The organism is Salmonella sp. SJTUF15570, from assembly GCF_043357055.1.
GTDB lineage: Bacteria > Pseudomonadota > Gammaproteobacteria > Enterobacterales > Enterobacteriaceae > Salmonella > Salmonella enterica.
Window position 1 is genome coordinate 80,567 of sequence record NZ_JBEUKJ010000005.1, and the last position, 22,410, is coordinate 102,976.

Here is a 22,410-nt window from a genome sequence, read left to right on the forward strand (position 1 = left end):
GATATGAGCGTAGTGCCTGTAAGCACTCAATCTTATGTAAAGTCCTCTGCAGAACCGAGCCAGGAGCAAATTAATTTTTTTGAACAATTGCTGAAAGATGATGCATCCACCAGTAACGCCAGTGCTTTATTACCGCAGGTTATGTTGACCAGACAAATGGATTATATGCAGTTAACGGTAGGCGTCGATTATCTTGCCAGAATATCAGGCGCAGCATCGCAAGCGCTTAATAAGCTGGATAATATGACATGAAGGTTCATCGTATAGTATTTCTTACTGTCCTTACGTTCTTTCTTACGGCATGTGATGTGGATCTTTATCGCTCATTGCCAGAAGATGAGGCGAATCAAATGCTGGCATTACTTATGCAGCATCATATTGATGCGGAAAAAAAACAGGAAGAGGATGGTGTAACCTTACGTGTCGAGCAGTCGCAGTTTATTAATGCGGTTGAGCTACTTAGACTTAACGGTTATCCGCATAGGCAGTTTACAACGGCGGATAAGATGTTTCCGGCTAATCAGTTAGTGGTATCACCCCAGGAAGAACAGCAGAAGATTAATTTTTTAAAAGAACAAAGAATTGAAGGAATGCTGAGTCAGATGGAGGGCGTGATTAATGCAAAAGTGACCATTGCGCTACCGACTTATGATGAGGGAAGTAACGCTTCTCCGAGCTCAGTTGCCGTATTTATAAAATATTCACCTCAGGTCAATATGGAGGCCTTTCGGGTAAAAATTAAAGATTTAATAGAGATGTCAATCCCTGGGTTGCAATACAGTAAGATTAGTATCTTGATGCAGCCTGCTGAATTCAGAATGGTACCTGATGTACCCGCGAGACAAACATTCTGGATTATGGACGTGATCAACGCCAATAAAGGGAAGGTGGAGAAGTGGTTGATGAAATACCCTTATCAGTTGATGTTATCGTTGACAGGACTGTTATTAGGAGTGGGCATCCTGATCGGCTATTTTTGCCTGAGACGCCGTTTTTGAGCCGACCTGATCCCGAGGTGTTGCAACTTTATCGTTATTTCTGGCAACCTGCTCGTTACGCTGTACCGGAATGGCTGGATAAGCTGGGCTTTCATCTTTCAAACTGCTGGCGTTATGGCGATCGGCCCGAGTTGGATCGTCTTCTTGACAGAGCGTTAAATAGACTAAGAGGAAGCTCTGTTATTCCAGCCTGTTTAAATGACAGGCAAAAAAGGCAGGTTCGTCTTGCGCCGCGTATATCGGCATTTGCCTTTGGGCTGGGATTATTCAAACTCAGGTGTAGTGACTATTTTATGCTACCAGAGTATCGGCAATTGCTTCTACAGTGGTTTAGCGAGGATGAGATCTGGCAGCTATATGGTTGGTTGGGGCAAAAAGATGGCAAATTACTTCCTCCGCAAGTGATGCAACAAACTGCATTGCAGATCGGTACCGCCATTCTTAATCGGGAAGCGCATGATGATGCGGTTTTACATGCGCTATTAGTATTATTACCCCCTCCGCAGCGTATACTTTGGCCGAAGACTTCTCTTACCGAGATTATCTTCATGGAGCATTTGCTATGAGTTTTACTTCACTTCCGCTGACGGAAATTAACCATAAGCTACCCGCTCGAAATATTATTGAGTCACCGTGGATAACATTACAATTAACTTTATTTGCACAAGAGCAACAAGCTAAGAGAGTTTCACATGCTATTGTGAGCTCCGCTTACCGTAAGGCTGAAAAAATCATCCGAGACGCCTATCGTTATCAGCGTGAACAGAAAGTTGAGCAGCAACAAGAACTAGCGTGGTTGCGTAAAAATACGCTGGAAAAAATGGAAGTGGAATGGCTGGAACAGCATGTAAAACATTTACAAGACGATGAAAATCAATTTCGTTCATTGGTCGATCACGCCGCGCATCATATTAAAAATAGTATAGAACAGGTTCTGTTGGCCTGGTTCGACCAACAGTCGGTAGACAGTGTTATGTGCCATCGTCTGGCACGCCAGGCCACGGCTATGGCGGAAGAGGGAGCGCTTTATTTGCGTATTCATCCTGAAAAAGAGGCATTGATGCGTGAAACTTTTGGCAAGCGGTTTACGTTGATTATCGAGCCTGGTTTCTCTCCCGATCAGGCTGAACTTTCCTCAACACGATATGCCGTTGAATTTTCACTTTCTCGTCATTTCAACGCGTTACTGAAATGGTTACGTAATGGTGAAGATAAAAGAGGTAGCGATGAATATTAAAATTAATGAGATAAAAATGACGCCCCCTACAGCATTTACCCCTGGTCAGGTTATAGAGGAACAAGAGGTTATTTCGCCTTCAATGTTAGCTCTCCAGGAGTTACAGGAAACGACGGGGGCAGCGCTCTATGAGACGATGGAAGAAATAGGAATGGCGTTGAGTGGTAAACTGCGCGAAAGTTATAAATTCACGGATGCTGAGAAACTGGAGCGCAGACAGCAGGCTTTGCTGCGTTTGATAAAACAAATACAGGAGGATAATGGGGCAACGTTGCGTCCGCTTACTGAAGAGAATAGTGATCCTGATTTACAGAATGCGTATCAAATTATCGCTCTTGCAATGGCGCTTACTGCCGGCGGGTTGTCAAAAAAGAAAAAACGCGATTTGCAATCGCAACTGGATACGCTTACAGCGGAGGAGGGATGGGAACTTGCCGTTTTTAGTTTACTGGAACTTGGCGAAGTGGATACCGCTACGCTGTCCTCGCTGAAGCGTTTTATGCAACAGGCGATAGACAACGATGAAATGCCCTTATCGCAGTGGTTCAGACGAGTGGCAGACTGGCCGGATCGCTGTGAACGGGTCCGTATTTTGCTAAGAGCAATAGCCTTTGAACTTAGCATATGCATCGAACCCTCGGAGCAAAGTCGTTTGGCCGCAGCATTAGTACGTTTGCGTCGTTTGTTGTTATTCCTTGGCCTTGAAAAAGAGTGCCAGCGTGAGGAGTGGATTTGCCAGTTGCCGCCTAATACATTACTGCCGCTACTACTCGATATCATTTGTGAGCGTTGGCTTTTCAGTGATTGGTTGCTTGATAGACTTACCGCTATAGTTTCTTCATCGAAGATGTTCAATCGGTTACTCCAACAACTTGATGCGCAGTTTATGCTGATACCCGATAACTGTTTTAACGACGAAGATCAACGTGAACAAATTCTCGAAACGCTTCGTGAAGTAAAGGTAAATCAGGTTTTATTCTGATACCTGGCTTTCAATATTTAGGTAAATTGGCGTTCTGGCTCATCATGAGGCGGCAGGATGGATTGGGATCTCATTACTGAACGTAATATTCAGCTTTTTATTCAATTAGCAGGATTAGCTCAACGGCCTTTAGCAACCAATATGTTCTGGCGGCAAGGACAATATGAAACCTATCTAAACTATCATAACGGTCGTATTCACTTATGTCAGATACTCAAGCAAACCTTCTTAGACGAAGATCTGCTTTTTAAAGCCTTAACTCACTGGAAACCTGCAGCGTTCCAGGGTATTCCTCAGCGATTATTTTTGTTGCGCGATGGGCTTGCAATGAGCTGTTCTCCTCCTCTTTCCAGCTCCGCCGAGCTCTGGTTACGATTACATCATCGACAAATAAAATTTCTGGAGTCGCAATGCGTTCATGGTTAGGTGAGGGAATCAGGGCGCAACAGTGGCTCAGTGTATGCGCGGGTCGGCAGGATATGGTTCTGGCGACGGTGTTATTAATCGCTATTGTGATGATGCTGTTACCTTTACCGACCTGGATGGTTGATATCCTGATTACTATCAACCTTATGTTTTCAGTGATCCTGCTCTTAATTGCTATTTATCTTAGTGACCCTCTCGATTTATCGGTATTCCCGTCTTTATTACTTATTACTACATTATATCGTTTGTCACTCACAATCAGCACATCACGGCTGGTACTGTTACAACATAATGCCGGTAATATTGTGGATGCCTTCGGTAAGTTTGTCGTAGGAGGAAATCTCACCGTTGGGTTGGTCGTATTTACCATCATTACTATCGTGCAGTTTATTGTCATTACAAAAGGTATCGAGAGGGTGGCGGAAGTTAGCGCACGTTTCTCGCTTGATGGGATGCCAGGCAAACAAATGAGTATCGATGGCGATTTGCGTGCCGGAGTTATCGATGCAGACCATGCCCGTACATTAAGACAGCACGTCCAGCAGGAAAGCCGCTTTCTCGGTGCGATGGACGGTGCGATGAAATTCGTTAAAGGCGATACGATTGCCGGTATTATTGTTGTTCTGGTGAACATTATCGGCGGTATCATTATCGCTATCGTGCAATATGATATGTCGATGAGTGAGGCTATTCACACTTATAGCGTACTGTCAATCGGAGATGGTTTATGTGGGCAAATTCCATCGCTGCTGATTTCCCTTAGCGCGGGAATTATTGTCACCCGTGTTCCGGGTGAGAAACGCCAGAACCTGGCGACAGAGTTGAGTTCTCAAATTGCCAGACAACCTCAGTCGCTCATATTAACCGCTGTTGTTTTAATGCTCCTCGCTTTAATTCCTGGCTTTCCTTTTATCACTCTCGCTTTCTTTTCAGCGTTGTTAGCATTGCCAATTATCCTCATTCGCCGCAAAAAGTCTGTGGTTTCCGCAAATGGCGTCGAAGCGCCGGAAAAAGATAGTATGGTTCCCGGCGCATGTCCTCTAATCTTACGTCTTACCCCGACGTTACATTCTGCCGACCTGATTCGTGATATTGACGCCATGCGATGGTTTTTATTTGAGGATACCGGCGTTCCTCTCCCTGAGGTGAATATTGAAGTTTTGCCTGAACCCACCGAAAAATTAACGGTACTGCTATATCAGGAACCCGTATTTAGTTTATCTATTCCCGCCCAGGCGGATTATTTATTGATAGGCGCGGACGCTAGTGTGGTGGGTGACAGCCAGACGTTACCGAACGGGATGGGACAGATCTGTTGGCTTACAAAAGATATGGCCCATAAGGCGCAAGGTTTTGGACTGGACGTTTTCGCAGGCAGCCAACGTATCTCTGTCTTATTAAAATGTGTCCTGCTTCGGCATATGGGAGAGTTTATTGGTGTTCAGGAAACGCGTTATCTAATGAATGCGATGGAAAAAAACTACTCTGAGCTGGTGAAAGAGCTTCAGCGCCAGTTACCCATTAATAAAATCGCTGAAACTTTGCAACGGCTTGTATCAGAGCGGGTTTCTATTAGAGATTTACGTCTTATTTTCGGCACCTTAATTGATTGGGCGCCACGTGAAAAAGATGTCCTGATGTTGACAGAATATGTCCGTATCGCGCTTCGCCGTCATATTCTGCGTCGTCTTAATCCGGAAGGAAAACCGCTGCCGATTTTGCGGATCGGCGAAGGTATTGAGAACCTCGTGCGTGAATCCATTCGCCAGACGGCAATGGGGACCTATACTGCGCTGTCGTCTCGTCATAAGACGCAGATCCTGCAACTTATCGAGCAGGCGCTGAAGCAGTCAGCCAAATTATTCATTGTCACTTCTGTCGACACCCGACGTTTCTTGCGAAAAATTACAGAAGCCACCTTGTTCGACGTACCGATTTTGTCATGGCAGGAATTAGGAGAGGAGAGCCTTATACAAGTGGTAGAAAGTATTGACCTTAGCGAAGAGGAGTTGGCGGACAATGAAGAATGAATTGATGCAACGTCTGAGGCTGAAATATCCGCCCCCCGATGGTTATTGTCGATGGGGCCGAATTCAGGATGTCAGCGCAACGTTGTTAAATGCGTGGTTGCCTGGGGTATTTATGGGCGAGTTGTGCTGTATAAAGCCTGGAGAAGAACTTGCTGAAGTCGTGGGGATTAATGGCAGCAAAGCTTTGCTATCTCCTTTTACGAGTACTATCGGGCTTCACTGCAGGCAGCAAGTGATGGCCTTAAGGCGACGCCATCAGGTTCCCGTGGGCGAAGCGTTATTAGGGCGAGTCATTGATGGTTTTGGGCGTCCCCTTGATGGCTGCGAACTGCCCGACGTCTGCTGGAAAGACTATGATGCAATGCCTCCTCCCGCAATGGTTCGACAGCCTATCACTCAACCATTAATGACGGGGATTCGCGCTATTGATAGCGTTGCGACCTGTGGCGAAGGGCAACGAGTGGGTATTTTTTCTGCTCCTGGCGTGGGGAAAAGCACGCTTCTGGCGATGCTGTGTAATGCTCCAGACGCAGACAGCAATGTTCTGGTGTTAATTGGTGAGCGTGGACGAGAAGTCCGCGAATTCATCGATTTTACACTGTCTGAAGAGACCCGAAAACGTTGTGTCATTGTTGTCGCAACCTCTGACAGACCCGCCTTAGAGCGCGTGAGGGCGCTGTTTGTGGCCACCACGATAGCAGAATTTTTTCGCGATAATGGAAAGCGAGTCGTCTTGCTTGCCGACTCACTGACGCGTTATGCCAGGGCCGCGCGGGAAATCGCTCTGGCCGCCGGAGAGACCGCAGTTTCTGGAGAATATCCGCCAGGCGTATTTAGTGCATTGCCACGACTTTTAGAACGTACAGGAATGGGGGAAAAAGGCAGTATTACCGCATTTTATACGGTACTGGTGGAAGGCGATGATATGAATGAGCCGTTGGCGGATGAAGTCCGTTCACTGCTTGACGGACATATTGTGCTATCCCGACGGCTTGCAGAGAGGGGGCATTATCCTGCCATTGACGTGTTGGCAACGCTCAGCCGCGTTTTTCCAGTCGTTACCAGCCATGAGCATCGTCAACTGGCGGCGATATTGCGACGGTGCCTGGCGCTTTACCAGGAGGTTGAACTATTAATACGCATTGGGGAATACCAGCGAGGAGTTGATACTGATACTGACAAAGCCATTGATACCTATCCGGATATTTGCACATTTTTGCGACAAAGTAAGGATGAAGTATGCGGACCCGAGCTACTCATAGAAAAATTACACCAAATACTCACCGAGTGATCATGGAAACTTTGCTGGAGATAATCGCGCGGCGTGAAAAGCAATTATGCGGCAAACTTACCGTACTTGATCAGCAGCAACAGGCGATTATTACGGAACAGCAGATTTGCCAGACGCGCGCTTTAGCAGTGTCTACCAGACTGAAAGAATTAATGGGCTGGCAAGGTACGTTATCTTGTCATTTATTGTTGGATAAGAAACAACAAATGGCCGGGTTATTCACTCAGGCGCAGAGCTTTTTGACGCAACGGCAGCAGTTAGAGAATCAGTATCAGCAGCTTGTCTCCCGGCGAAGCGAATTACAGAAGAATTTTAATGCGCTTATGAAAAAGAAAGAAAAAATTACTATGGTATTAAGCGATGCGTATTACCAAAGTTGAGGGAAGTCTTGGGTTGCCATGCCAGTCTTATCAGGATGATAACGAGGCGGAGGCGGAACGTATGGACTTTGAACAACTCATGCACCAGGTATTGCCCATTGGTGAGAATAATCCTCCTGTAGCATTGAACAAGAACGTGGTTTTCACGCAACGTTATCGTGTTAGTGGTGGTTATCTTGACGGTGTAGAGTGTGAAGTATGTGAATCAGGGGGGCTAATCCAGTTAAGAGTCAATGTCCCTCATCATGAAATTTACCGTTCGATGAAAGCGCTAAAGCAGTGGCTGGAGTCTCAGTTGTTGCATATGGGGTATATAATTTCCCTGGAGATATTCTATGTTAAGAATAGCGAATGAAGAGCGTCCGTGGATGGAGATGCTTCCAACGCAAGGCGCTACCATTGGTGAGCTGACATTGAGTATGCAACAATATCCAGCACAGCAAGGGACATTATTTACCATACATTATCATAATGAGCTGGGTAGGGTGTGGATTGCAGAACAATGCTGGCAGCGCTGGTGTGAAGGGTTAATTGGCACCGCTAATCGATCGGTTATCGATCCTGAATTGCTATATGGAATAGCTGAATGGGGGCTGGCGCCGTTATTGCAAGCCAGTGATGCAACCCTCTGTCAGAACGAACCGCCAACATCCTGCAGTAATCTACCACATCAGCTAGCGTTGCATATTAAATGGATAGTTGAAGAACATGAGTTCCATAGCATTATTTTTACATGGCCAACGGGTTTTCTGCGCAATATAGTCGGAGAGCTTTCTGCTGAGCGTCAACAGATTTATCCTGCCCCTCCTGTGGTAGTCCCTGTATATTCAGGCTGGTGCCAGCTTACATTAATTGAACTTGAGTCTATCGAAATCGGCATGGGCGTTCGGATTCATTGCTTCGGCGACATCAGACTCGGTTTTTTTGCTATTCAACTACCTGGGGGAATCTACGCAAGGGTGTTGCTGACAGAGGATAACACGATGAAATTTGACGAATTAGTCCAGGATATCGAAACGCTACTTGCGTCAGGGAGCCCAATGTCAAAGAGTGACGGAACGTCTTCAGTCGAACTTGAGCAGATACCACAACAGGTGCTCTTTGAGGTCGGACGTGCGAGTCTGGAAATTGGACAATTACGACAACTTAAAACGGGGGACGTTTTGCCTGTAGGGGGATGTTTTGCGCCAGAGGTGACGATAAGAGTAAATGACCGTATTATTGGGCAAGGTGAGTTGATTGCCTGTGGCAATGAATTTATGGTGCGTATTACACGTTGGTATCTTTCCAAAAATACAGCGTAAACCTGATAAGAAAAATAATATGCGAACAATATAATAGCGTTCCAGGTCGTGTCATGAGAGATACAGTATGTCTTTACCCGATTCGCCTTTGCAACTGATTGGTATATTGTTTCTGCTTTCAATACTGCCTCTCATTATCGTCATGGGAACTTCTTTCCTTAAACTGGCGGTGGTATTTTCGATTTTACGAAATGCTCTGGGTATTCAACAAGTTCCCCCAAATATCGCACTGTATGGCCTTGCGCTTGTACTTTCCTTATTCATTATGGGGCCGACGCTATTAGCTGTAAAAGAGCGCTGGCATCCGGTTCAGGTCGCTGGCGCTCCTTTCTGGACGTCTGAGTGGGACAGTAAAGCATTAGCGCCTTATCGACAGTTTTTGCAAAAAAACTCTGAAGAGAAGGAAGCCAATTATTTTCGGAATTTGATAAAACGAACCTGGCCTGAAGACATAAAAAGAAAGATAAAACCTGATTCTTTGCTCATATTAATTCCGGCATTTACGGTGAGTCAGTTAACGCAGGCATTTCGGATTGGATTACTTATTTATCTTCCCTTTCTGGCTATTGACCTGCTTATTTCAAATATACTGCTGGCTATGGGGATGATGATGGTGTCGCCGATGACCATTTCATTACCGTTTAAGCTGCTAATATTTTTACTGGCAGGTGGTTGGGATCTGACACTGGCGCAATTGGTACAGAGCTTTTCATGAATGATTCTGAATTGACGCAATTTGTAACGCAACTTTTATGGATCGTCCTTTTTACGTCTATGCCGGTAGTGTTGGTGGCATCGGTAGTTGGTGTCATCGTAAGCCTTGTTCAGGCCTTGACTCAAATACAGGACCAAACGCTACAGTTTATGATTAAATTATTGGCAATTGCAATAACCTTAATGGTCAGCTACCCATGGCTTAGCGGTATCCTGTTGAATTATACCCGGCAGATAATGTTACGAATTGGAGAGCATGGTTGAATGGCACAACAGGTAAATGAGTGGCTTATTGCATTGGCTGTGGCTTTTATTCGACCATTGAGCCTTTCTTTATTACTTCCCTTATTAAAAAGTGGCAGTTTAGGGGCCGCACTTTTACGTAATGGCGTGCTTATGTCACTTACCTTTCCGATATTACCAATCATTTACCAGCAGAAGATTATGATGCATATTGGTAAAGATTACAGTTGGTTAGGGTTAGTTACCGGAGAGGTGATTATTGGTTTTTTAATTGGGTTTTGTGCGGCGGTTCCCTTTTGGGCCGTTGATATGGCGGGGTTTCTGCTTGATACTTTACGTGGCGCGACAATGGGTACGATATTCAATTCTACAATGGAAGCTGAAACCTCACTTTTTGGCTTGCTTTTCAGCCAGTTTTTGTGTGTTATTTTCTTTATAAGCGGCGGCATGGAGTTTATATTAAATATTCTGTATGGGTCATATCAATATTTACCACCAGGGCGTACTTTATTATTTGACCGGCAATTTTTAAAATATATCCAGGCAGAGTGGAGAACGCTTTATCAATTATGTGTCAGTTTCTCTGTTCCTGCCATAATATGTATGGTATTAGCCGATCTGGCTTTAGGTCTTTTAAATCGGTCGGCACAACAATTGAATGTGTTTTTCTTCTCAATGCCGCTCAAAAGTATATTAGTTCTACTCACGCTCCTGATCTCATTCCCTTATGCTCTTCATTACTATTTGGTTGAAAGTGATAAGTTTTATATTTATCTGAAAGACTGGTTCCCATCTGTATGAGCGAGAAAACAGAACAGCCTACAGAAAAGAAATTACGTGATGGTCGTAAGGAAGGGCAGGTCGTCAAAAGTATCGAAATAACATCATTATTTCAGCTGATTGCGCTTTATTTGTATTTTCATTTCTTTACTGAAAAGATGATTTTGATACTGATTGAGTCAATAACTTTCACATTACAATTAGTAAATAAACCATTTTCTTATGCATTAACGCAATTGAGTCATGCTTTAATAGAGTCATTGACTTCTGCACTGCTGTTTCTGGGCGCTGGGGTAATAGTTGCTACTGTGGGTAGCGTGTTTCTTCAGGTGGGGGTGGTTATTGCCAGCAAGGCCATTGGTTTTAAAAGCGAGCACATAAATCCGGTAAGTAATTTTAAGCAGATATTCTCTTTACATAGCGTAGTAGAATTATGTAAATCCAGCCTGAAAGTTATCATGTTATCTCTTATCTTTGCCTTTTTCTTTTATTATTATGCCAGTACTTTTCGGGCGCTACCGTACTGTGGGTTAGCCTGTGGCGTGCTTGTGGTTTCTTCTTTAATAAAATGGTTATGGGTAGGGGTGATGGCTTTTTATATCGTCGTTGGCATACTGGACTATTCTTTTCAATATTATAAGATTAGAAAAGATCTAAAAATGAGTAAAGATGACGTAAAACAGGAGCATAAAGATCTGGAGGGCGACCCTCAAATGAAGACACGGCGTCGGGAAATGCAGAGTGAAATACAAAGTGGGAGTTTAGCTCAATCTGTTAAACAATCTGTTGCGGTAGTGCGTAATCCAACGCATATTGCGGTTTGTCTTGGCTATCATCCCACCGATATGCCAATACCACGCGTCCTGGAAAAAGGCAGTGATGCTCAAGCTAACTATATTGTTAACATCGCTGAACGCAACTGCATCCCCGTTGTTGAAAATGTTGAGCTGGCCCGCTCATTATTTTTTGAAGTGGAACGCGGAGATAAAATTCCTGAAACGTTATTTGAACCCGTTGCAGCCTTGTTACGTATGGTGATGAAGATAGATTATGCGCATTCTACCGAAACACCATAAATGCTTTTGGTATGCTTCTTCAAGACACTGCGAAGGTTAAGAGGGGTAATAGCGTATAGAGCAGCGCTTGACGATAAAGGTGAGAGACTGAAAATAATCGCTTTTAGCCTGGCACAAGCGCCAGATAGCGTATTATAAAATTAAACAAAATAATGGATTGGTGCGTCTGAATGGACTCGAACCATCGACCCCCACCATGTCAAGGTGGTGCTCTAACCAACTGAGCTACAGACGCATTAAAATGATGGTGCGTTCAATTGGACTCGAACCAACGACCCCCACCATGTCAAGGTGGTGCTCTAACCAACTGAGCTATGAACGCAACGTTGTAGGTGACAACGGGGACGAATATTAGCGTCACAACTGCAATGAGGCAAGAGGGAAATCGCAATTTTCTTCCTGAAATCACCTGATTGCGGTGGAAATATGCAACATGTCGAGAAAATAGCCGCCATGCGACGGCTATCGTCGTATTATCGCGCAGCGCGCTGCAAAATGATGGCGGACGGCTGACGTTGTAGATAGCGCATCCGTAGCATCATTAACACCGCCGCCGAGGTCAGGCCGATGATGAACCCCATCCAGAAGCCTGCCGGTCCCATACGCTCCACCACCAGATCCGTTAACGCCAGGATATAACCGCTGGGTAAACCTAACACCCAGTAGGCGGTAAAGGTGATAAAAAAGATGGAACGCGTATCTTTATAACCGCGCAGAATACCGCTGCCGATAACCTGTATAGAGTCGGAAATCTGGTAAACCGCAGCGAGCAGCATTAATTGCGCGGCAAGCGCCACGACCTCAGGGTTGTCATTGTAGAGCAAAGCAATATGCTTACGCAGAGTAACGGTAAAGATCGCGGTAACCACAGCCATACAAATGCCGACGCCTAAACCGGTACGCGCTGCGGTTTGCGCATCCAGCGTTGAGCCCTGGCCCAGACGATAACCCACTCGAATTGTTACCGCCGCAGCCAGCGACATCGGCAGCACGAACATCAGCGAGCTAAAGTTAAGCGCAATCTGATGACCCGCGACATCCACAATACCTAATGGTGAAACCAGCAGCGCAACGACCGCAAACAACGTCACTTCAAAGAACAGCGCCAGCGCAATCGGCAACCCCAGTTGAATCAGGCGCTTCATGACGACGCTATCGGGTTTGCCAAAGCCTGTTTCATTACGAATATCACGCATTGAACGCGCGTGTTTAATGTAAGAAAGCATGGCGATAAACATCACCCAATAGACCGCCGCGGTCGCAACGCCGCAGCCGATACCGCCGAGTTCCGGCATACCAAAATGGCCATAGATAAAAATATAGTTCACCGGAATATTTACCAGCAGGCCCAAAAATCCCATCACCATACCCGGTTTGGTTTTGGCCAGACCTTCGCACTGGTTTCGCGCTACCTGAAAGAAAAGGTATCCTGGCGCGCCCCACAGCAGCGCGCGAAGATAACCCACGGCTTTATCGGCCAGCGCCGGATCAATATTATGCATAGAGCGGATAATGTATCCGGCATTCCACAGGACGATCATCACCAGCACGGAGACAAAGCCCGCCAGCCAGAACCCTTGTCGAACCTGATGCGCGATACGCTCACGACGGCCGGAGCCATTGAGTTGCGCAATCACAGGCGTCAAGGCCAGCAGTAAGCCGTGACCAAACAAAATGGCGGGAAGCCAGATAGAGGTGCCGATAGCGACGGCAGCCATGTCCGTAGCGCTATAGCCTCCCGCCATGACGGTATCGACGAATCCCATTGCGGTCTGTGCCACTTGCGCAAGGATCACCGGTATCGCTAACGCTAATAACTGACGCGCTTCACTGGTATACTTCTGCACGTATTCACCTTTTATTTTGTTGTTATATGAAAGACTAAAAAGCCGCCGTAGTGGCAGCCAAAAGAAATAGCAGGGGAAATTTCAGTCTATTGTAGCGGGGTATTACTATTTCTCCAGCGAAAAAACAGTTGTTAACGGCGCATTGCTGGCAAGCTGTTTTTCCACCTGCTATTGTGCTGAACAGTTCTGCTTTTATTTATTTCAGGAGTTGAAGATATGTTTACGGGGATCGTACAGGGTACCGCGAAACTGGTATCGATTGATGAAAAACCCAACTTTCGCACCCATGTGGTGACGTTACCGGACTACATGCTGGAGGGGCTGGAGACGGGGGCGTCGGTAGCGCATAACGGATGCTGTTTGACGGTGACTGAAATAAACGGCAACCAGATAAGCTTTGATCTGATGAAAGAAACGTTGCGCATCACCAATCTGGGCGCGTTGAGGGTAGGTGATGAGGTCAACGTAGAGCGCGCCGCCAAATTCAGCGATGAAATCGGTGGACATCTGATGTCGGGGCATATTATTACGACGGCGGAGATCGCGAAAATCCTGACCTCCGAAAATAACCATCAGGTGTGGTTTAAAGTGCAGGATGCGTCCCTGATGAAGTATATCCTGTACAAAGGCTTTATCGGCGTTGACGGTATCAGTTTGACCGTCGGCGAGGTAACGCCAACGCGCTTCTGCGTGCATCTCATTCCGGAAACGCTGGAACGTACTACGCTTGGCAGAAAAAAACTGGGTGAGCGTGTGAATATCGAGATCGATCCGCAAACGCAGGCGGTTGTCGATACCGTAGAACGCGTACTGGCTGCGCGAGAAAATGCGGTCAGAAATCAGGCCGACATTGGCTAACGGAAAATAAGATTCCCCCGCATGAAATGCGGGGGTGATGATTAGCGAGGAACGCGCAGACCGTTTTCAACGCCGCGCGTAAATACCACCTGCCAAAGCTGGATATCACGCGCGCGAAACGCACCCGCGCAGGCGTTGAGATAATAGCTGAACATACGTTTAAAGCGCTCGTTATAATTGCCCGCAATCTCTGGCCAGGCATTGATAAAGCGCTCATGCCACGCCATCAGAGTCGTGTCATAGTCGGCGCCAAAGTTATGCCAGTCTTCCATTACAAAGTGTGATTCGCTGGCCTCGGCGATTTGACGAACAGACGGCAAACAACCGTTGGGGAAAATATACTTATTGATCCACGGATCGACATTATGATCGGTTTTTTTAGAACCAATAGTATGGAGCAGGAAAAGACCATCCGGTTTTAAATTCCTGTCAACAACCTCAAAATAGGTGTTGTAGTTTTTTGGCCCGACATGTTCGAACATGCCGACGGAGACGATTCGGTCAAACTGATCGTTAAGGTCGCGATAATCTTCCAGGAGAATGGAGACATCCAGACCTTCGCAACGCGTCTGCGCCATTTTTTGTTGTTCAGCGGAGATCGTTACGCCCACCACGCTAACGCCATAATGGGTCGCCATATATTGCGACAGGCCGCCCCAGCCGCAGCCGATATCCAGCACACGCATCCCCGGTTGTAGCTGTAGCTTTTCGCAAATTAATTTCAGCTTGGCTTGCTGTGCCGCTTCCAGCGTATCGGCATCTTTCCAGTAGGCGCAAGAATATTGCATATAGGGATCGAGCATACGGGAAAAAAGGTCATTACCAAGATCGTAATGTTCCTTGCCGACAATCCAGGCGCGTTTTTTACTTTGTAGATTAATCAGACGCGCGCCGAGGATACGGAGCGTATCTTTAACATGGTGGGGGAGTTGATTTTCAAGACCGGCACGTAAGACTTTGCTGAAGAAAATATCCAGACGCTCGCATTCCCACCAGCCATCCATGTAACTCTCACCTAACCCCAACGATCCTTCCTGAAGGACGCGTTTAAAAAAATCGGGATTCTTAACACGAATGTCAGACGGGGCGGAACCATTAATTGTAATATCCGCGCGACTTAACAATTCGTTGGCGATTCGGTACCAGTTATCATCCGGTACGCTGACTTCTTCTATACACGATGAACTCATAGTTTCTCCATCACTGGACGGTGATCAGAACCTTAAAACAGCGTAGACGCTTTTTTGGCTTTGTGAGAAATCCCACGGGCAATTCCGTGAGCCAGTTATCCGACGTAGAACAGAGGAAGGGAGGAACCCTTGCCGAAAAGGCCATCCATGGTGAATCGGGAACGCTCCGGTTCCCGTTAATGCCTAATAATTATCGTAATATAAACAACCGTGAATCAGTATAGGCCGCAATTTTTGATGATTCAACCGAAAATTGTTAGCGTGCTAATTACCAGCGGTTAACAAGCTTTTAGTGAGACTTGTCGTGGGCGACATTGGCATGTGGAAACCCGGTCTCAGCGCACTCTGCATGAGACTGCATTTTGTAGCCTAACGCCGCCAGAACAACGGTAGAGAGCATTACGCTGGTGGTGGTCAGCAGCGGCGTGCTGATGAGCCATGAAACCACCAGGCTTGCCAGGAAACATAACCCCAGTTGCAGCGTATTTTGTAGCGCCGCAGCGCGCCCCGTGGCTTGAGGGAAAGGGCGTAACGCTTGCGCGACGACGATAGGGTAGATGGCGCCATTAGCAATCGCCATTACGCAGAAAGGAATCAGGATCTCCACCAGTGAGGCATTATTCAGAAGGCCCGCTCCCCAGGTGGCGATAACGCTCAGCGCGTACAGCCCTAACAGCCACGGAAGCAATTGGTAGCCCTGCCATTTTTGTAGCGCCGCGCGGCAACCATATCCGCCAATCAGAAAAGCGATGGTTTGCGGAACATAGCTCAGGCCAATCACTGCCGGGCTGTAACCCATCGCGCTGAGAATAAACGGGGACCCTGTTAGCCACGCAAAAAAGCTGGCGGAACAGGCGGCATAAATCAGCACATTACCGCGATAGGTTTTAGAGCGTAACAACGTCGCGAAAGTGAGTTTATCCTGTCCTTCGGTACGCGCTTTTACCGATGGTTTTAAGCGCAGCGCCGGCAACATCAGCAACAACGTAATCACGAACAGGGTGGCGAAAATCGCCTGCCATGAGAAATGCGTCAGTATCCAGCTTCCCAGTAAGGGCGCAAGCGCCGGGGATAATCCCACCAGTGGCATGATAGTGGCGAAGATACGGTTAATTTTTGGCGAAGGATAATAATCGGTCACCAGCGCTTGCCAGATTACCGTTGCCGCACAAACGCCGACGGCCTGCACAAAGCGCAGCGTCAGCAGTGCTGCCGCGCTTTCTACCCACAGCATCCCCAGACTTCCGAGCGCAAAGATAGATAACCCCAGCAGTAAAATCGGTTTACGGCCATAACGATCCGATAGCGGTCCCCAGAGGAGTTGCGCGACGGCAAAGCCAGCTAAAAAAAGGCTGAGGCTGGCGCTGACCGCGGCGGCAGGCGTTTGTAAATCCGCCTGTATGGCGGCAAACGCGGGCAGGTACATGTCCGTAGCCAGAAACCCCAGCACGCTAAGGCCGGCTAACCAGACTAAAAAACCTTTTCCAGGTTGCATATTTGTTTCTCTTTCTTATCAAACAGACATTGTCGCAGAGTGTAGGGAGTGAAATTACGGTTGTGAAACGTTAATATTTGTCCAGTGAATTCAAAATTTTTGTAGGCAAATTATGTGGTCGGAATACTCGCTTGAAGTGGTTGACGCCGTGGCGCGCAATGGCAGTTTTAGCGCGGCGGCGCAAGAACTGCACCGTGTGCCTTCAGCAGTCAGTTACACCGTTCGTCAGTTAGAGGAGTGGCTGGCCGTACCGCTTTTTGTACGACGTCACCGTGATGTTGAACTAACGCCTGCTGGCATCTGGTTTTTAAAAGAAGGGCGTTCTGTTATCAAAAAAATGCAGATCACTCGCCAGCAGTGTCAGCAAATTGCTAATGGCTGGCGCGGGCAGTTAGCTATTGCGGTGGACAATATCGTCAGACCAGAACGTACCCGGCAGATGATCGTCGATTTCTATCGTCATTTTGACGATGTTGAACTGCTGGTTTTTCAGGAGGTGTTTAACGGCGTCTGGGACGCGCTCTCCGACGGGCGTGTCGAACTGGCGATTGGGGCGACGCAGGCGATTCCGGTAGGGGGGCGTTACGCTTTTCGGGATATGGGGACCCTGAGCTGGAGCTGCGTAGTGGCAAGCGATCACCCGCTGGCGTCGATGCCTGGGCCGTTAAGCGATGATACCCTGCGCAACTGGCCGTCGCTGGTCAGGGAGGACACTTCGCGAACCTTACCGAAACGGATTACCTGGCTGCTGGATAACCAAAAAAGGGTCGTCGTACCGGACTGGGAGTCATCGGCAACCTGCCTGTCGGCAGGACTATGCGTGGGAATGGTGCCGACGCATTTTGCCCGACAGTGGATAGACAGCGGAAAATGGGTGGCGCTGACGTTAGAGAATCCGTTTCCCGATGCGGCCTGTTGCGTGACGTGGCAGCAAAACGAGGCCTCGCCCGCGCTGGCATGGCTGCTGGACTATTTGGGCGATAGCGAAACGTTGAATCGGGAGTGGCTGCGGGAGCCAGAAGAGGCTCCCGACAGCGGGGATTAACGCCGATAGTCGCGGAACGGGCCGTCAGCGACCGAGCGACGCTCAACCAGGCGTGGATGAACTTCAATAGACTGTGACTCTTCACGCTTATTGACGATGCGATCCAGTAGCATATTAAATGCGGTTTCGCCTAAAGAGTCTTTGGGCTGGTGAATCGTCGTCAGCGCCGGGGTAAAGAAACGGGCGTTACGCACATTGTCATAACCGATCACCGAAACGTCCTGCGGTACGCGAAGCCCCATTTCGTCAGCCGCGCAAAGCGCGCCCATCGCCATAATATCGCCGCCGCAGAAAACGGCGGTAGGGCGATGTGACTGCGATAAGATTTGCTGCATCGCGTGGTAACCGGATTCCGGCTCGAAGTCGCCCTGAACAATCCAGTTGTCCGGCACGTTGATCAGCGCCTCCTCCATGGCTTTCATAAAGCCTGCCAGCCGGCCCGCGCCGGTGTTGCGCTCCAGCGGGCCGGGAATAACGCCGATATCCCGGTGGCCGCGTTCAACCAGATAACGACCCGCCATATAGCCGCCTGCAAAGGCGTTATCAATCACCGTGTCGGTAAAATCGGCCTTCGCCTCACCCCAGTCCATCACCACCATCGGAATATGGCGGTACTCTTCCAGCATGGAAAGCAGAGGTTCTGGATACTCAGAACACATCACCAGCAGGCCATCCACGCGCTTTTGCGCCATCATGGACAGGTAGGCGCGCTGTTTTTCCAGGTTATTCCAGGCGTTGCCTAAAATCAGCGTATAGCCTTTCTGGAAACAGTTTTTTTCAACTGCCTCGATAATTTCGGCAAAATAGGCCGCTTCGCTGCTGGTCGCCAGTAAGCCTATCGACTTGGTATGGTTAACCTTCAGGCTACGCGCGACGGCGCTGGGAGAGTAGTGCAGCTCCTTAATTGCCGCCCAGACCGCGTTACGCGTTTCTTCAGCGACAAAACGCGTTTTGTTGATTACGTGTGATACAGTTGTAGTGGAAACGTTTGCTCGTTTCGCTACATCTTTAATTGTTGCCATTACATTTCACTCCAGACCCTCGCTAAGCTCCTGAGAAACGCCAGGTAAACGTTTGCCTACACACACCCTAATCGCAACATCAGGGTTGCGGCACGCCGGAAAAACGACACGGAACGTCAGGAAGGGGTCAATGGCCGTTACGCTAATTCAGTAAGCCTGGAATTTTGTCTGATCTTGAGGAAAAGGGGAAGCGTTAAAAACAGTTATCAATATAAAACATGAGAGATTTTTGGGCGGGAATGTGCAAAAATGCGCTATATCACTTTTTGTGTGGGAATAAAAAGGAGAAAACTTGATGAGTACCGACCTGAAATTTTCGTTGATTACTACGCTGATTGTTCTGGGCGTGATTGTCGCAGGTGGATTAACGGCCGCTCTGCACTGATTTCCTCTCTTCTGAGGGGGGCGTCTCCTCTATTCTATCCCTCTCTAAAACGCAGAAGGCGTACCTTCTGCGTACTCAGACTTATGCGGCGAGATTTTTCGCAACAAATTCCCAGTTAACCAGCGCCCAGAAATGCTCCAGATAGTTTGGACGGGCGTTGCGGTAGTCGATGTAATACGCGTGTTCCCACACATCAACCGTCAGCAACGGCGTTGCATCCGTAGTCAGCGGCGTACCGGCATTTGAGGTAGAAACGATAGCCAGTTTGCCATCAGCGCTTTTTACCAGCCATGTCCATCCGGAACCAAAGTTTTTGATAGCGGCATCGGTGAATTGCGCTTTAAATTCCGCGAAGCTGCCAAAAGATGCCGCGATAGCATCAGCCAGTTTCCCGGTCGGTTCGCCACCGGCGTTTGGCGCCAGGCAGTTCCAGTAGAAGGTGTGGTTCCACACCTGAGCGGCGTTATTAAAGATGCCGCCTTCGGAAGTGCGCACGATCTCTTCCAGCGATTTGCCTTCAAACGCCGTGCCTTTGATCAAATTGTTAAGATTGGTCACGTAAGTCTGATGATGTTTGCCATAGTGATATTCCAGCGTCTCAGCAGAAATATGCGGCGCCAGAGCATCTTTGGCATACGGTAATGCAGGTAATTCGAACGACATTGCTTCTCTCCTTATTATTAATATTGCGCACGCACAATAACCCTGGTGCGCGTAAGGATAGGGTAGCAAATTGAGAGGTGGCGCAAAAGAAGAAGTTATCCTGTCGTTAAACGACAGGATAAAATATTAGCGAATTGTTTTAGGCGTCATCACCCGGCGGGCGCCGACATAATGACGTTGCCAGTATTCTTCGTTCAGTGAGGTGATCTGAATTTCCTGACCGCTGCGCGGAGACTGGATAAACTTACCGTTGCCGACATAGACGCCAACGTGATCGGCGGTGCCGCGCCCCTGCGTACGGAAGAACACCAGATCGCCGTTTTTCAACTCGCTACGCTCAATGGGCGCCGCGTCACGCAGGTGATACATCTCATTCGCCGTTCGGGGGATACGGATCTTCACTAAATCTTTATAGGCATAATAAACCAGACCGCTGCAATCAAAACCGGTGCGCGGCGATGCGCCTCCCCAGTGATACGGTTTACCAATCTGATTCATGAGCTTGGACATCGCGGTTTTCGTCGCTTTTTGTACTTTTGCACGATGCGCATCGGCAATAGAGACCGGCAATGTTCCTTTCCCCTTCACGCAGTGCGGCTTACGGCCTTTACGCGTCGTGCATTTTTCCGTTACGTCGAGGGCGGCGATTGACGTGGGCGCGGTTCTGTTACGACGATGCGTCGTATGACGAGATTTTGTGGAGGCGGTGGTACGTTTTGGCGTAGAAGCGGAAGAAGAATGGCTGGTTTTTGAGGTTTTTTTTACGTTTTTTTTGCTGGTTTTACTGATCTTTTTAGTTGTGCTTTTCTTTTTATCTGCCGTTTTCGTGACATGAGAAACAGCAGGCGTCGCTTTGGCTTGCCTGGAAGCATGGGCCATTGGCGTAAAGGGGAGAGTAGTAAAAAGTAAAGCACAGAGCGTGATCGAGATTTTGTTTATCCGCGCCACTGAGCAATCCTCTGTTAAAGGCAGGCAATTCATGCCTGCGTATGATTTACAAAACCTGATAATTCTAATCTACAAAAGCACAGATTGGTAATTGCTTTTGGTTTCTGAAGCTATGTTTCGTTAACAGATGTAAAAAAATAGCAATTAATGCTAAACACGAACGCGTTATCTACAAATCACTGCGCGGCAACCCGCTTAAAAGATATTTTGTATACAACTTATTCCCGCAGACGGTAAAATAATAAGGCATGATGAAAATGTTATTTTCCGTTGCCAGCCTGACCCGTTACAATGACAGGCTTCAGTCGTAAAAGTAGTTTAAGGAAGCGAGACAATGAGCACCACTATCGAAAAAATTCAGCGCCAGATCGCTGAAAACCCGATTCTCCTGTATATGAAAGGTTCACCGAAACTGCCAAGCTGTGGTTTCTCTGCGCAGGCCGTTCAGGCGCTTTCAGCCTGCGGGGAACGTTTTGCCTATGTTGATATCCTGCAAAACCCGGATATTCGCGCTGAATTACCGAAATACGCCAACTGGCCGACATTCCCACAACTGTGGGTGGACGGCGAGCTGGTCGGCGGGTGTGATATTGTGATTGAAATGTATCAGCGTGGTGAGTTGCAGCAGCTTATTAAAGAAACTGCGGCAAAATATAAAACTCAGGAGCCGGACGCAGAGTAATCTGTGCAAGGAGAAAGCGACCTGTAAAGGTCGCTTTTTTACCGCCATCGTGAGCAAGAGCGGCGTTGTTAGCCTCGTTATTTGTCCGTCGGCAAAGGTAACGGCCAGCCGCCCAGGCGCTTCCAGCGATTGACAATTTCACAAAACAGCACCGCTGTCCGCTCGGTATCATACAAAGCGGAGTGGGCCTTTTCACCGTCAAACTCCATACCTGCCGCCAGGCACGCTTTTGATAACACCGTTTGTCCCAGCGCCAGTCCGCTCAATGCCGCAGTATCAAAGGTGACGAACGGATGAAACGGGTTACGTTTCAGCGAGGCGCGCTCTGCGGCGGCCATCATAAAACTGTGATCAAAAGTGGCGTTATGCGCGACCATAATGGCGCGGCTACAACCGCTGTCTTTGATACCTTTACGCACCATTTTGAAAATAGCGTGTAGCGCCTCATATTCACTCACCGCGCCGCGTAGCGGGTTAGAGGGATCGATACCGTTAAACGCAAGCGCTTCCGGCTGTAAGTTGGCTCCAGCGAACGGCTCCACATGGAAATGCAGCGTCGTGTCCGGCATCAGCCAGCCTTGTTCATCCATTTTCAGCGTGATGGCGGCGATTTCGAGCAGCGCATCGGTTTTAGCGTTAAATCCTGCAGTTTCAACGTCGATGACGACAGGATAAAAACCACGAAAACGGTCGCACAGACCGGAAAGTTGAGCGTTATCGGACATCTGAGTCTCTTAATACGAAAAAATGCAGCGCGTATTATGGCAAATTTTACGCCGGGATGCAGTAAAACAACGGGCGCAGTGACCTGCGC

General features: G+C 47.9%; 26 protein-coding genes and 2 tRNA genes. 19 read left to right on the plus strand and 9 right to left on the minus strand.

Annotation, left to right across the window (positions count from 1 at the left end; translation table 11 throughout):
• Positions 1-3 precede the first annotated feature (3 nt).
• The 15 genes from ssaI (at position 4) to ssaU (ending at position 11,461) form a co-directional block, all read left to right on the plus strand.
• A complete protein-coding gene (gene ssaI, locus ABVN44_RS11380; protein WP_023232141.1) occupies positions 4-252 on the plus strand; it encodes a SctI family type III secretion system inner rod subunit SsaI in 249 nt (82 codons plus the stop codon).
• Positions 249-998 carry an SPI-2 type III secretion system apparatus lipoprotein SsaJ gene (gene ssaJ, locus ABVN44_RS11385; RefSeq protein ID WP_000862878.1) on the plus strand — a complete coding sequence of 250 codons (750 nt, stop codon included), beginning with the start codon at positions 249-251 and terminating at the stop codon, positions 996-998. Before ssaI ends, ssaJ begins: the two co-directional genes overlap by 4 nt.
• Before the next feature lie 17 nt (positions 999-1,015).
• Positions 1,016-1,564, plus strand: a complete 549-nt coding sequence (locus ABVN44_RS11390) for a type III secretion system domain-containing protein (RefSeq protein WP_023199466.1) — start codon at positions 1,016-1,018, stop codon at positions 1,562-1,564.
• Entirely contained in the window at positions 1,561-2,235 is a 675-nt protein-coding gene (ssaK, locus tag ABVN44_RS11395) for an SPI-2 type III secretion system apparatus protein SsaK (protein WP_023232142.1), read from the plus strand. The genes ABVN44_RS11390 and ssaK overlap by 4 nt, the downstream gene beginning before the upstream one ends.
• Entirely contained in the window at positions 2,201-3,217 is a 1,017-nt protein-coding gene (gene ssaL / locus ABVN44_RS11400) for an SPI-2 type III secretion system apparatus protein SsaL (protein WP_000238886.1), read from the plus strand. The genes ssaK and ssaL overlap by 35 nt, the downstream gene beginning before the upstream one ends.
• A 57-nt stretch (positions 3,218-3,274) precedes the next feature.
• Entirely contained in the window at positions 3,275-3,643 is a 369-nt protein-coding gene (gene ssaM / locus ABVN44_RS11405; RefSeq protein ID WP_000383706.1) for an SPI-2 type III secretion system apparatus protein SsaM, read from the plus strand.
• Complete coding sequence (gene ssaV / locus ABVN44_RS11410; protein ID WP_023232143.1) at positions 3,628-5,673, plus strand: SPI-2 type III secretion system apparatus protein SsaV; 2,046 nt, start codon at positions 3,628-3,630, stop codon at positions 5,671-5,673. Before ssaM ends, ssaV begins: the two co-directional genes overlap by 16 nt.
• Positions 5,663-6,964, plus strand: a complete 1,302-nt coding sequence (gene ssaN, locus ABVN44_RS11415; protein ID WP_048348852.1) for a SctN family type III secretion system ATPase SsaN — start codon at positions 5,663-5,665, stop codon at positions 6,962-6,964. The genes ssaV and ssaN overlap by 11 nt, the downstream gene beginning before the upstream one ends.
• Before the next feature lie 2 nt (positions 6,965-6,966).
• On the plus strand, positions 6,967-7,344 hold the full coding sequence (ssaO, locus tag ABVN44_RS11420; RefSeq protein ID WP_129339501.1) for an SPI-2 type III secretion system apparatus protein SsaO: 378 nt from the start codon (positions 6,967-6,969) through the stop codon (positions 7,342-7,344).
• On the plus strand, positions 7,325-7,699 hold the full coding sequence (ssaP, locus tag ABVN44_RS11425) for an SPI-2 type III secretion system apparatus protein SsaP (protein WP_023231998.1): 375 nt from the start codon (positions 7,325-7,327) through the stop codon (positions 7,697-7,699). Before ssaO ends, ssaP begins: the two co-directional genes overlap by 20 nt.
• Positions 7,680-8,648, plus strand: a complete 969-nt coding sequence (ssaQ, locus tag ABVN44_RS11430) for an SPI-2 type III secretion system cytoplasmic ring protein SsaQ (RefSeq protein WP_023231999.1) — start codon at positions 7,680-7,682, stop codon at positions 8,646-8,648. Before ssaP ends, ssaQ begins: the two co-directional genes overlap by 20 nt.
• A 67-nt stretch (positions 8,649-8,715) precedes the next feature.
• Positions 8,716-9,363, plus strand: a complete 648-nt coding sequence (gene ssaR, locus ABVN44_RS11435; protein WP_000056367.1) for an SPI-2 type III secretion system export apparatus protein SsaR — start codon at positions 8,716-8,718, stop codon at positions 9,361-9,363.
• Positions 9,360-9,626, plus strand: coding sequence for an SPI-2 type III secretion system apparatus protein SsaS (gene ssas, locus ABVN44_RS11440; protein WP_000999982.1), 267 nt, complete (start codon positions 9,360-9,362; stop codon positions 9,624-9,626). The genes ssaR and ssas overlap by 4 nt, the downstream gene beginning before the upstream one ends.
• Positions 9,627-10,406 carry an SPI-2 type III secretion system apparatus protein SsaT gene (ssaT, locus tag ABVN44_RS11445; RefSeq protein ID WP_023232000.1) on the plus strand — a complete coding sequence of 260 codons (780 nt, stop codon included), beginning with the start codon at positions 9,627-9,629 and terminating at the stop codon, positions 10,404-10,406.
• Positions 10,403-11,461: an SPI-2 type III secretion system apparatus protein SsaU gene (ssaU, locus tag ABVN44_RS11450; RefSeq protein WP_001291715.1), complete on the plus strand. Its 1,059-nt coding sequence runs from the start codon at positions 10,403-10,405 to the stop codon at positions 11,459-11,461. Before ssaT ends, ssaU begins: the two co-directional genes overlap by 4 nt.
• A 158-nt stretch (positions 11,462-11,619) precedes the next feature.
• Here the strand turns inward: ssaU and ABVN44_RS11455 are convergent.
• From ABVN44_RS11455 to mdtK, 3 genes are all read right to left on the minus strand, one after another.
• Positions 11,620-11,696 (minus strand) — tRNA-Val (locus tag ABVN44_RS11455).
• A 10-nt stretch (positions 11,697-11,706) separates the two neighbouring features.
• Positions 11,707-11,783: transfer RNA gene (locus ABVN44_RS11460), tRNA-Val, on the minus strand.
• 151 nt (positions 11,784-11,934) lie between these two features.
• Positions 11,935-13,308 (minus strand): multidrug efflux MATE transporter MdtK, encoded by a 1,374-nt coding sequence (gene mdtK, locus ABVN44_RS11465; protein ID WP_024148470.1) that lies wholly within the window; start codon positions 13,306-13,308, stop codon positions 11,935-11,937.
• A gap of 216 nt (positions 13,309-13,524) precedes the next feature.
• Here mdtK and ABVN44_RS11470 point away from each other — a divergent pair, with 216 nt between their 5' ends.
• On the plus strand, positions 13,525-14,166 hold the full coding sequence (locus ABVN44_RS11470) for a riboflavin synthase (protein WP_000493971.1): 642 nt from the start codon (positions 13,525-13,527) through the stop codon (positions 14,164-14,166).
• A 41-nt stretch (positions 14,167-14,207) separates the two neighbouring features.
• Here the strand turns inward: ABVN44_RS11470 and cfa are convergent, their stop codons facing one another.
• Both cfa and punC read right to left on the minus strand, forming a co-directional pair.
• Positions 14,208-15,356 (minus strand): cyclopropane fatty acyl phospholipid synthase, encoded by a 1,149-nt coding sequence (gene cfa, locus ABVN44_RS11475; protein WP_000098879.1) that lies wholly within the window; start codon positions 15,354-15,356, stop codon positions 14,208-14,210.
• A gap of 289 nt (positions 15,357-15,645) precedes the next feature.
• Positions 15,646-16,851: a purine nucleoside transporter PunC gene (gene punC, locus ABVN44_RS11480; RefSeq protein WP_393954233.1), complete on the minus strand. Its 1,206-nt coding sequence runs from the start codon at positions 16,849-16,851 to the stop codon at positions 15,646-15,648.
• Positions 16,852-16,963: 112 nt separating this feature from the next.
• Here punC and punR point away from each other — a divergent pair, with 112 nt between their 5' ends.
• A complete protein-coding gene (gene punR / locus ABVN44_RS11485) occupies positions 16,964-17,896 on the plus strand; it encodes a DNA-binding transcriptional activator PunR (RefSeq protein ID WP_000269513.1) in 933 nt (310 codons plus the stop codon).
• Here the strand turns inward: punR and purR are convergent.
• Entirely contained in the window at positions 17,893-18,918 is a 1,026-nt protein-coding gene (gene purR / locus ABVN44_RS11490; RefSeq protein ID WP_000190992.1) for an HTH-type transcriptional repressor PurR, read from the minus strand. The two genes, punR and purR, sit on opposite strands and share 4 nt — an antisense overlap.
• A gap of 295 nt (positions 18,919-19,213) precedes the next feature.
• Here purR and ABVN44_RS11495 point away from each other — a divergent pair, with 295 nt between their 5' ends.
• Positions 19,214-19,303 carry a YnhF family membrane protein gene (locus ABVN44_RS11495; RefSeq protein WP_000102277.1) on the plus strand — a complete coding sequence of 30 codons (90 nt, stop codon included), beginning with the start codon at positions 19,214-19,216 and terminating at the stop codon, positions 19,301-19,303.
• Between the two features lie 81 nt (positions 19,304-19,384).
• Here the strand turns inward: ABVN44_RS11495 and sodB are convergent, their stop codons facing one another.
• Together sodB and ABVN44_RS11505 are read right to left on the minus strand one after the other, a co-directional pair.
• On the minus strand, positions 19,385-19,966 hold the full coding sequence (sodB, locus tag ABVN44_RS11500; RefSeq protein ID WP_000007299.1) for a superoxide dismutase [Fe]: 582 nt from the start codon (positions 19,964-19,966) through the stop codon (positions 19,385-19,387).
• 126 nt (positions 19,967-20,092) lie between these two features.
• Positions 20,093-20,914, minus strand: coding sequence for a C40 family peptidase (locus ABVN44_RS11505; RefSeq protein ID WP_048348851.1), 822 nt, complete (start codon positions 20,912-20,914; stop codon positions 20,093-20,095).
• Between the two features lie 334 nt (positions 20,915-21,248).
• Here ABVN44_RS11505 and grxD point away from each other — a divergent pair, with 334 nt between their 5' ends.
• Positions 21,249-21,596 (plus strand): monothiol glutaredoxin 4, encoded by a 348-nt coding sequence (grxD, locus tag ABVN44_RS11510; protein WP_000108176.1) that lies wholly within the window; start codon positions 21,249-21,251, stop codon positions 21,594-21,596.
• A 77-nt stretch (positions 21,597-21,673) separates the two neighbouring features.
• On the opposite strand, the gene rnt is transcribed toward grxD, so the two are convergent.
• Positions 21,674-22,321 carry a ribonuclease T gene (gene rnt, locus ABVN44_RS11515; protein ID WP_001282272.1) on the minus strand — a complete coding sequence of 216 codons (648 nt, stop codon included), beginning with the start codon at positions 22,319-22,321 and terminating at the stop codon, positions 21,674-21,676.
• Positions 22,322-22,410: the final 89 nt, after the last annotated feature.

Bases quoted from the DNA above. Each gene is read 5' to 3' on its own strand.
- ssaK (WP_023232142.1), top strand. From the start codon at position 1,561: ATGAGTTTTACTTCACTTCCGCTGACGGAAATTAACCATAAGCTACCC.
- ssaQ (WP_023231999.1), top strand. From the start codon at position 7,680: ATGTTAAGAATAGCGAATGAAGAGCGTCCGTGGATGGAGATGCTTCCA.
- purR (WP_000190992.1), bottom strand. From the start codon at position 18,918: ATGGCAACAATTAAAGATGTAGCGAAACGAGCAAACGTTTCCACTACA.
- ssaJ (WP_000862878.1), top strand. From the start codon at position 249: ATGAAGGTTCATCGTATAGTATTTCTTACTGTCCTTACGTTCTTTCTT.
- cfa (WP_000098879.1), bottom strand. From the start codon at position 15,356: ATGAGTTCATCGTGTATAGAAGAAGTCAGCGTACCGGATGATAACTGG.
- ABVN44_RS11495 (WP_000102277.1), top strand. From the start codon at position 19,214: ATGAGTACCGACCTGAAATTTTCGTTGATTACTACGCTGATTGTTCTG.
- grxD (WP_000108176.1), top strand. From the start codon at position 21,249: ATGAGCACCACTATCGAAAAAATTCAGCGCCAGATCGCTGAAAACCCG.
- sodB (WP_000007299.1), bottom strand. From the start codon at position 19,966: ATGTCGTTCGAATTACCTGCATTACCGTATGCCAAAGATGCTCTGGCG.
- ssaL (WP_000238886.1), top strand. From the start codon at position 2,201: ATGGTGAAGATAAAAGAGGTAGCGATGAATATTAAAATTAATGAGATA.
- ssaV (WP_023232143.1), top strand. From the start codon at position 3,628: ATGCGTTCATGGTTAGGTGAGGGAATCAGGGCGCAACAGTGGCTCAGT.
- ssaR (WP_000056367.1), top strand. From the start codon at position 8,716: ATGTCTTTACCCGATTCGCCTTTGCAACTGATTGGTATATTGTTTCTG.
- ssaP (WP_023231998.1), top strand. From the start codon at position 7,325: ATGCGTATTACCAAAGTTGAGGGAAGTCTTGGGTTGCCATGCCAGTCT.
- punR (WP_000269513.1), top strand. From the start codon at position 16,964: ATGTGGTCGGAATACTCGCTTGAAGTGGTTGACGCCGTGGCGCGCAAT.
- ssaT (WP_023232000.1), top strand. From the start codon at position 9,627: ATGGCACAACAGGTAAATGAGTGGCTTATTGCATTGGCTGTGGCTTTT.
- rnt (WP_001282272.1), bottom strand. From the start codon at position 22,321: ATGTCCGATAACGCTCAACTTTCCGGTCTGTGCGACCGTTTTCGTGGT.
- ssaM (WP_000383706.1), top strand. From the start codon at position 3,275: ATGGATTGGGATCTCATTACTGAACGTAATATTCAGCTTTTTATTCAA.
- punC (WP_393954233.1), bottom strand. From the start codon at position 16,851: ATGCAACCTGGAAAAGGTTTTTTAGTCTGGTTAGCCGGCCTTAGCGTG.
- ssas (WP_000999982.1), top strand. From the start codon at position 9,360: ATGAATGATTCTGAATTGACGCAATTTGTAACGCAACTTTTATGGATC.
- ABVN44_RS11470 (WP_000493971.1), top strand. From the start codon at position 13,525: ATGTTTACGGGGATCGTACAGGGTACCGCGAAACTGGTATCGATTGAT.
- ssaN (WP_048348852.1), top strand. From the start codon at position 5,663: ATGAAGAATGAATTGATGCAACGTCTGAGGCTGAAATATCCGCCCCCC.
- ssaI (WP_023232141.1), top strand. From the start codon at position 4: ATGAGCGTAGTGCCTGTAAGCACTCAATCTTATGTAAAGTCCTCTGCA.
- ssaO (WP_129339501.1), top strand. From the start codon at position 6,967: ATGGAAACTTTGCTGGAGATAATCGCGCGGCGTGAAAAGCAATTATGC.
- ssaU (WP_001291715.1), top strand. From the start codon at position 10,403: ATGAGCGAGAAAACAGAACAGCCTACAGAAAAGAAATTACGTGATGGT.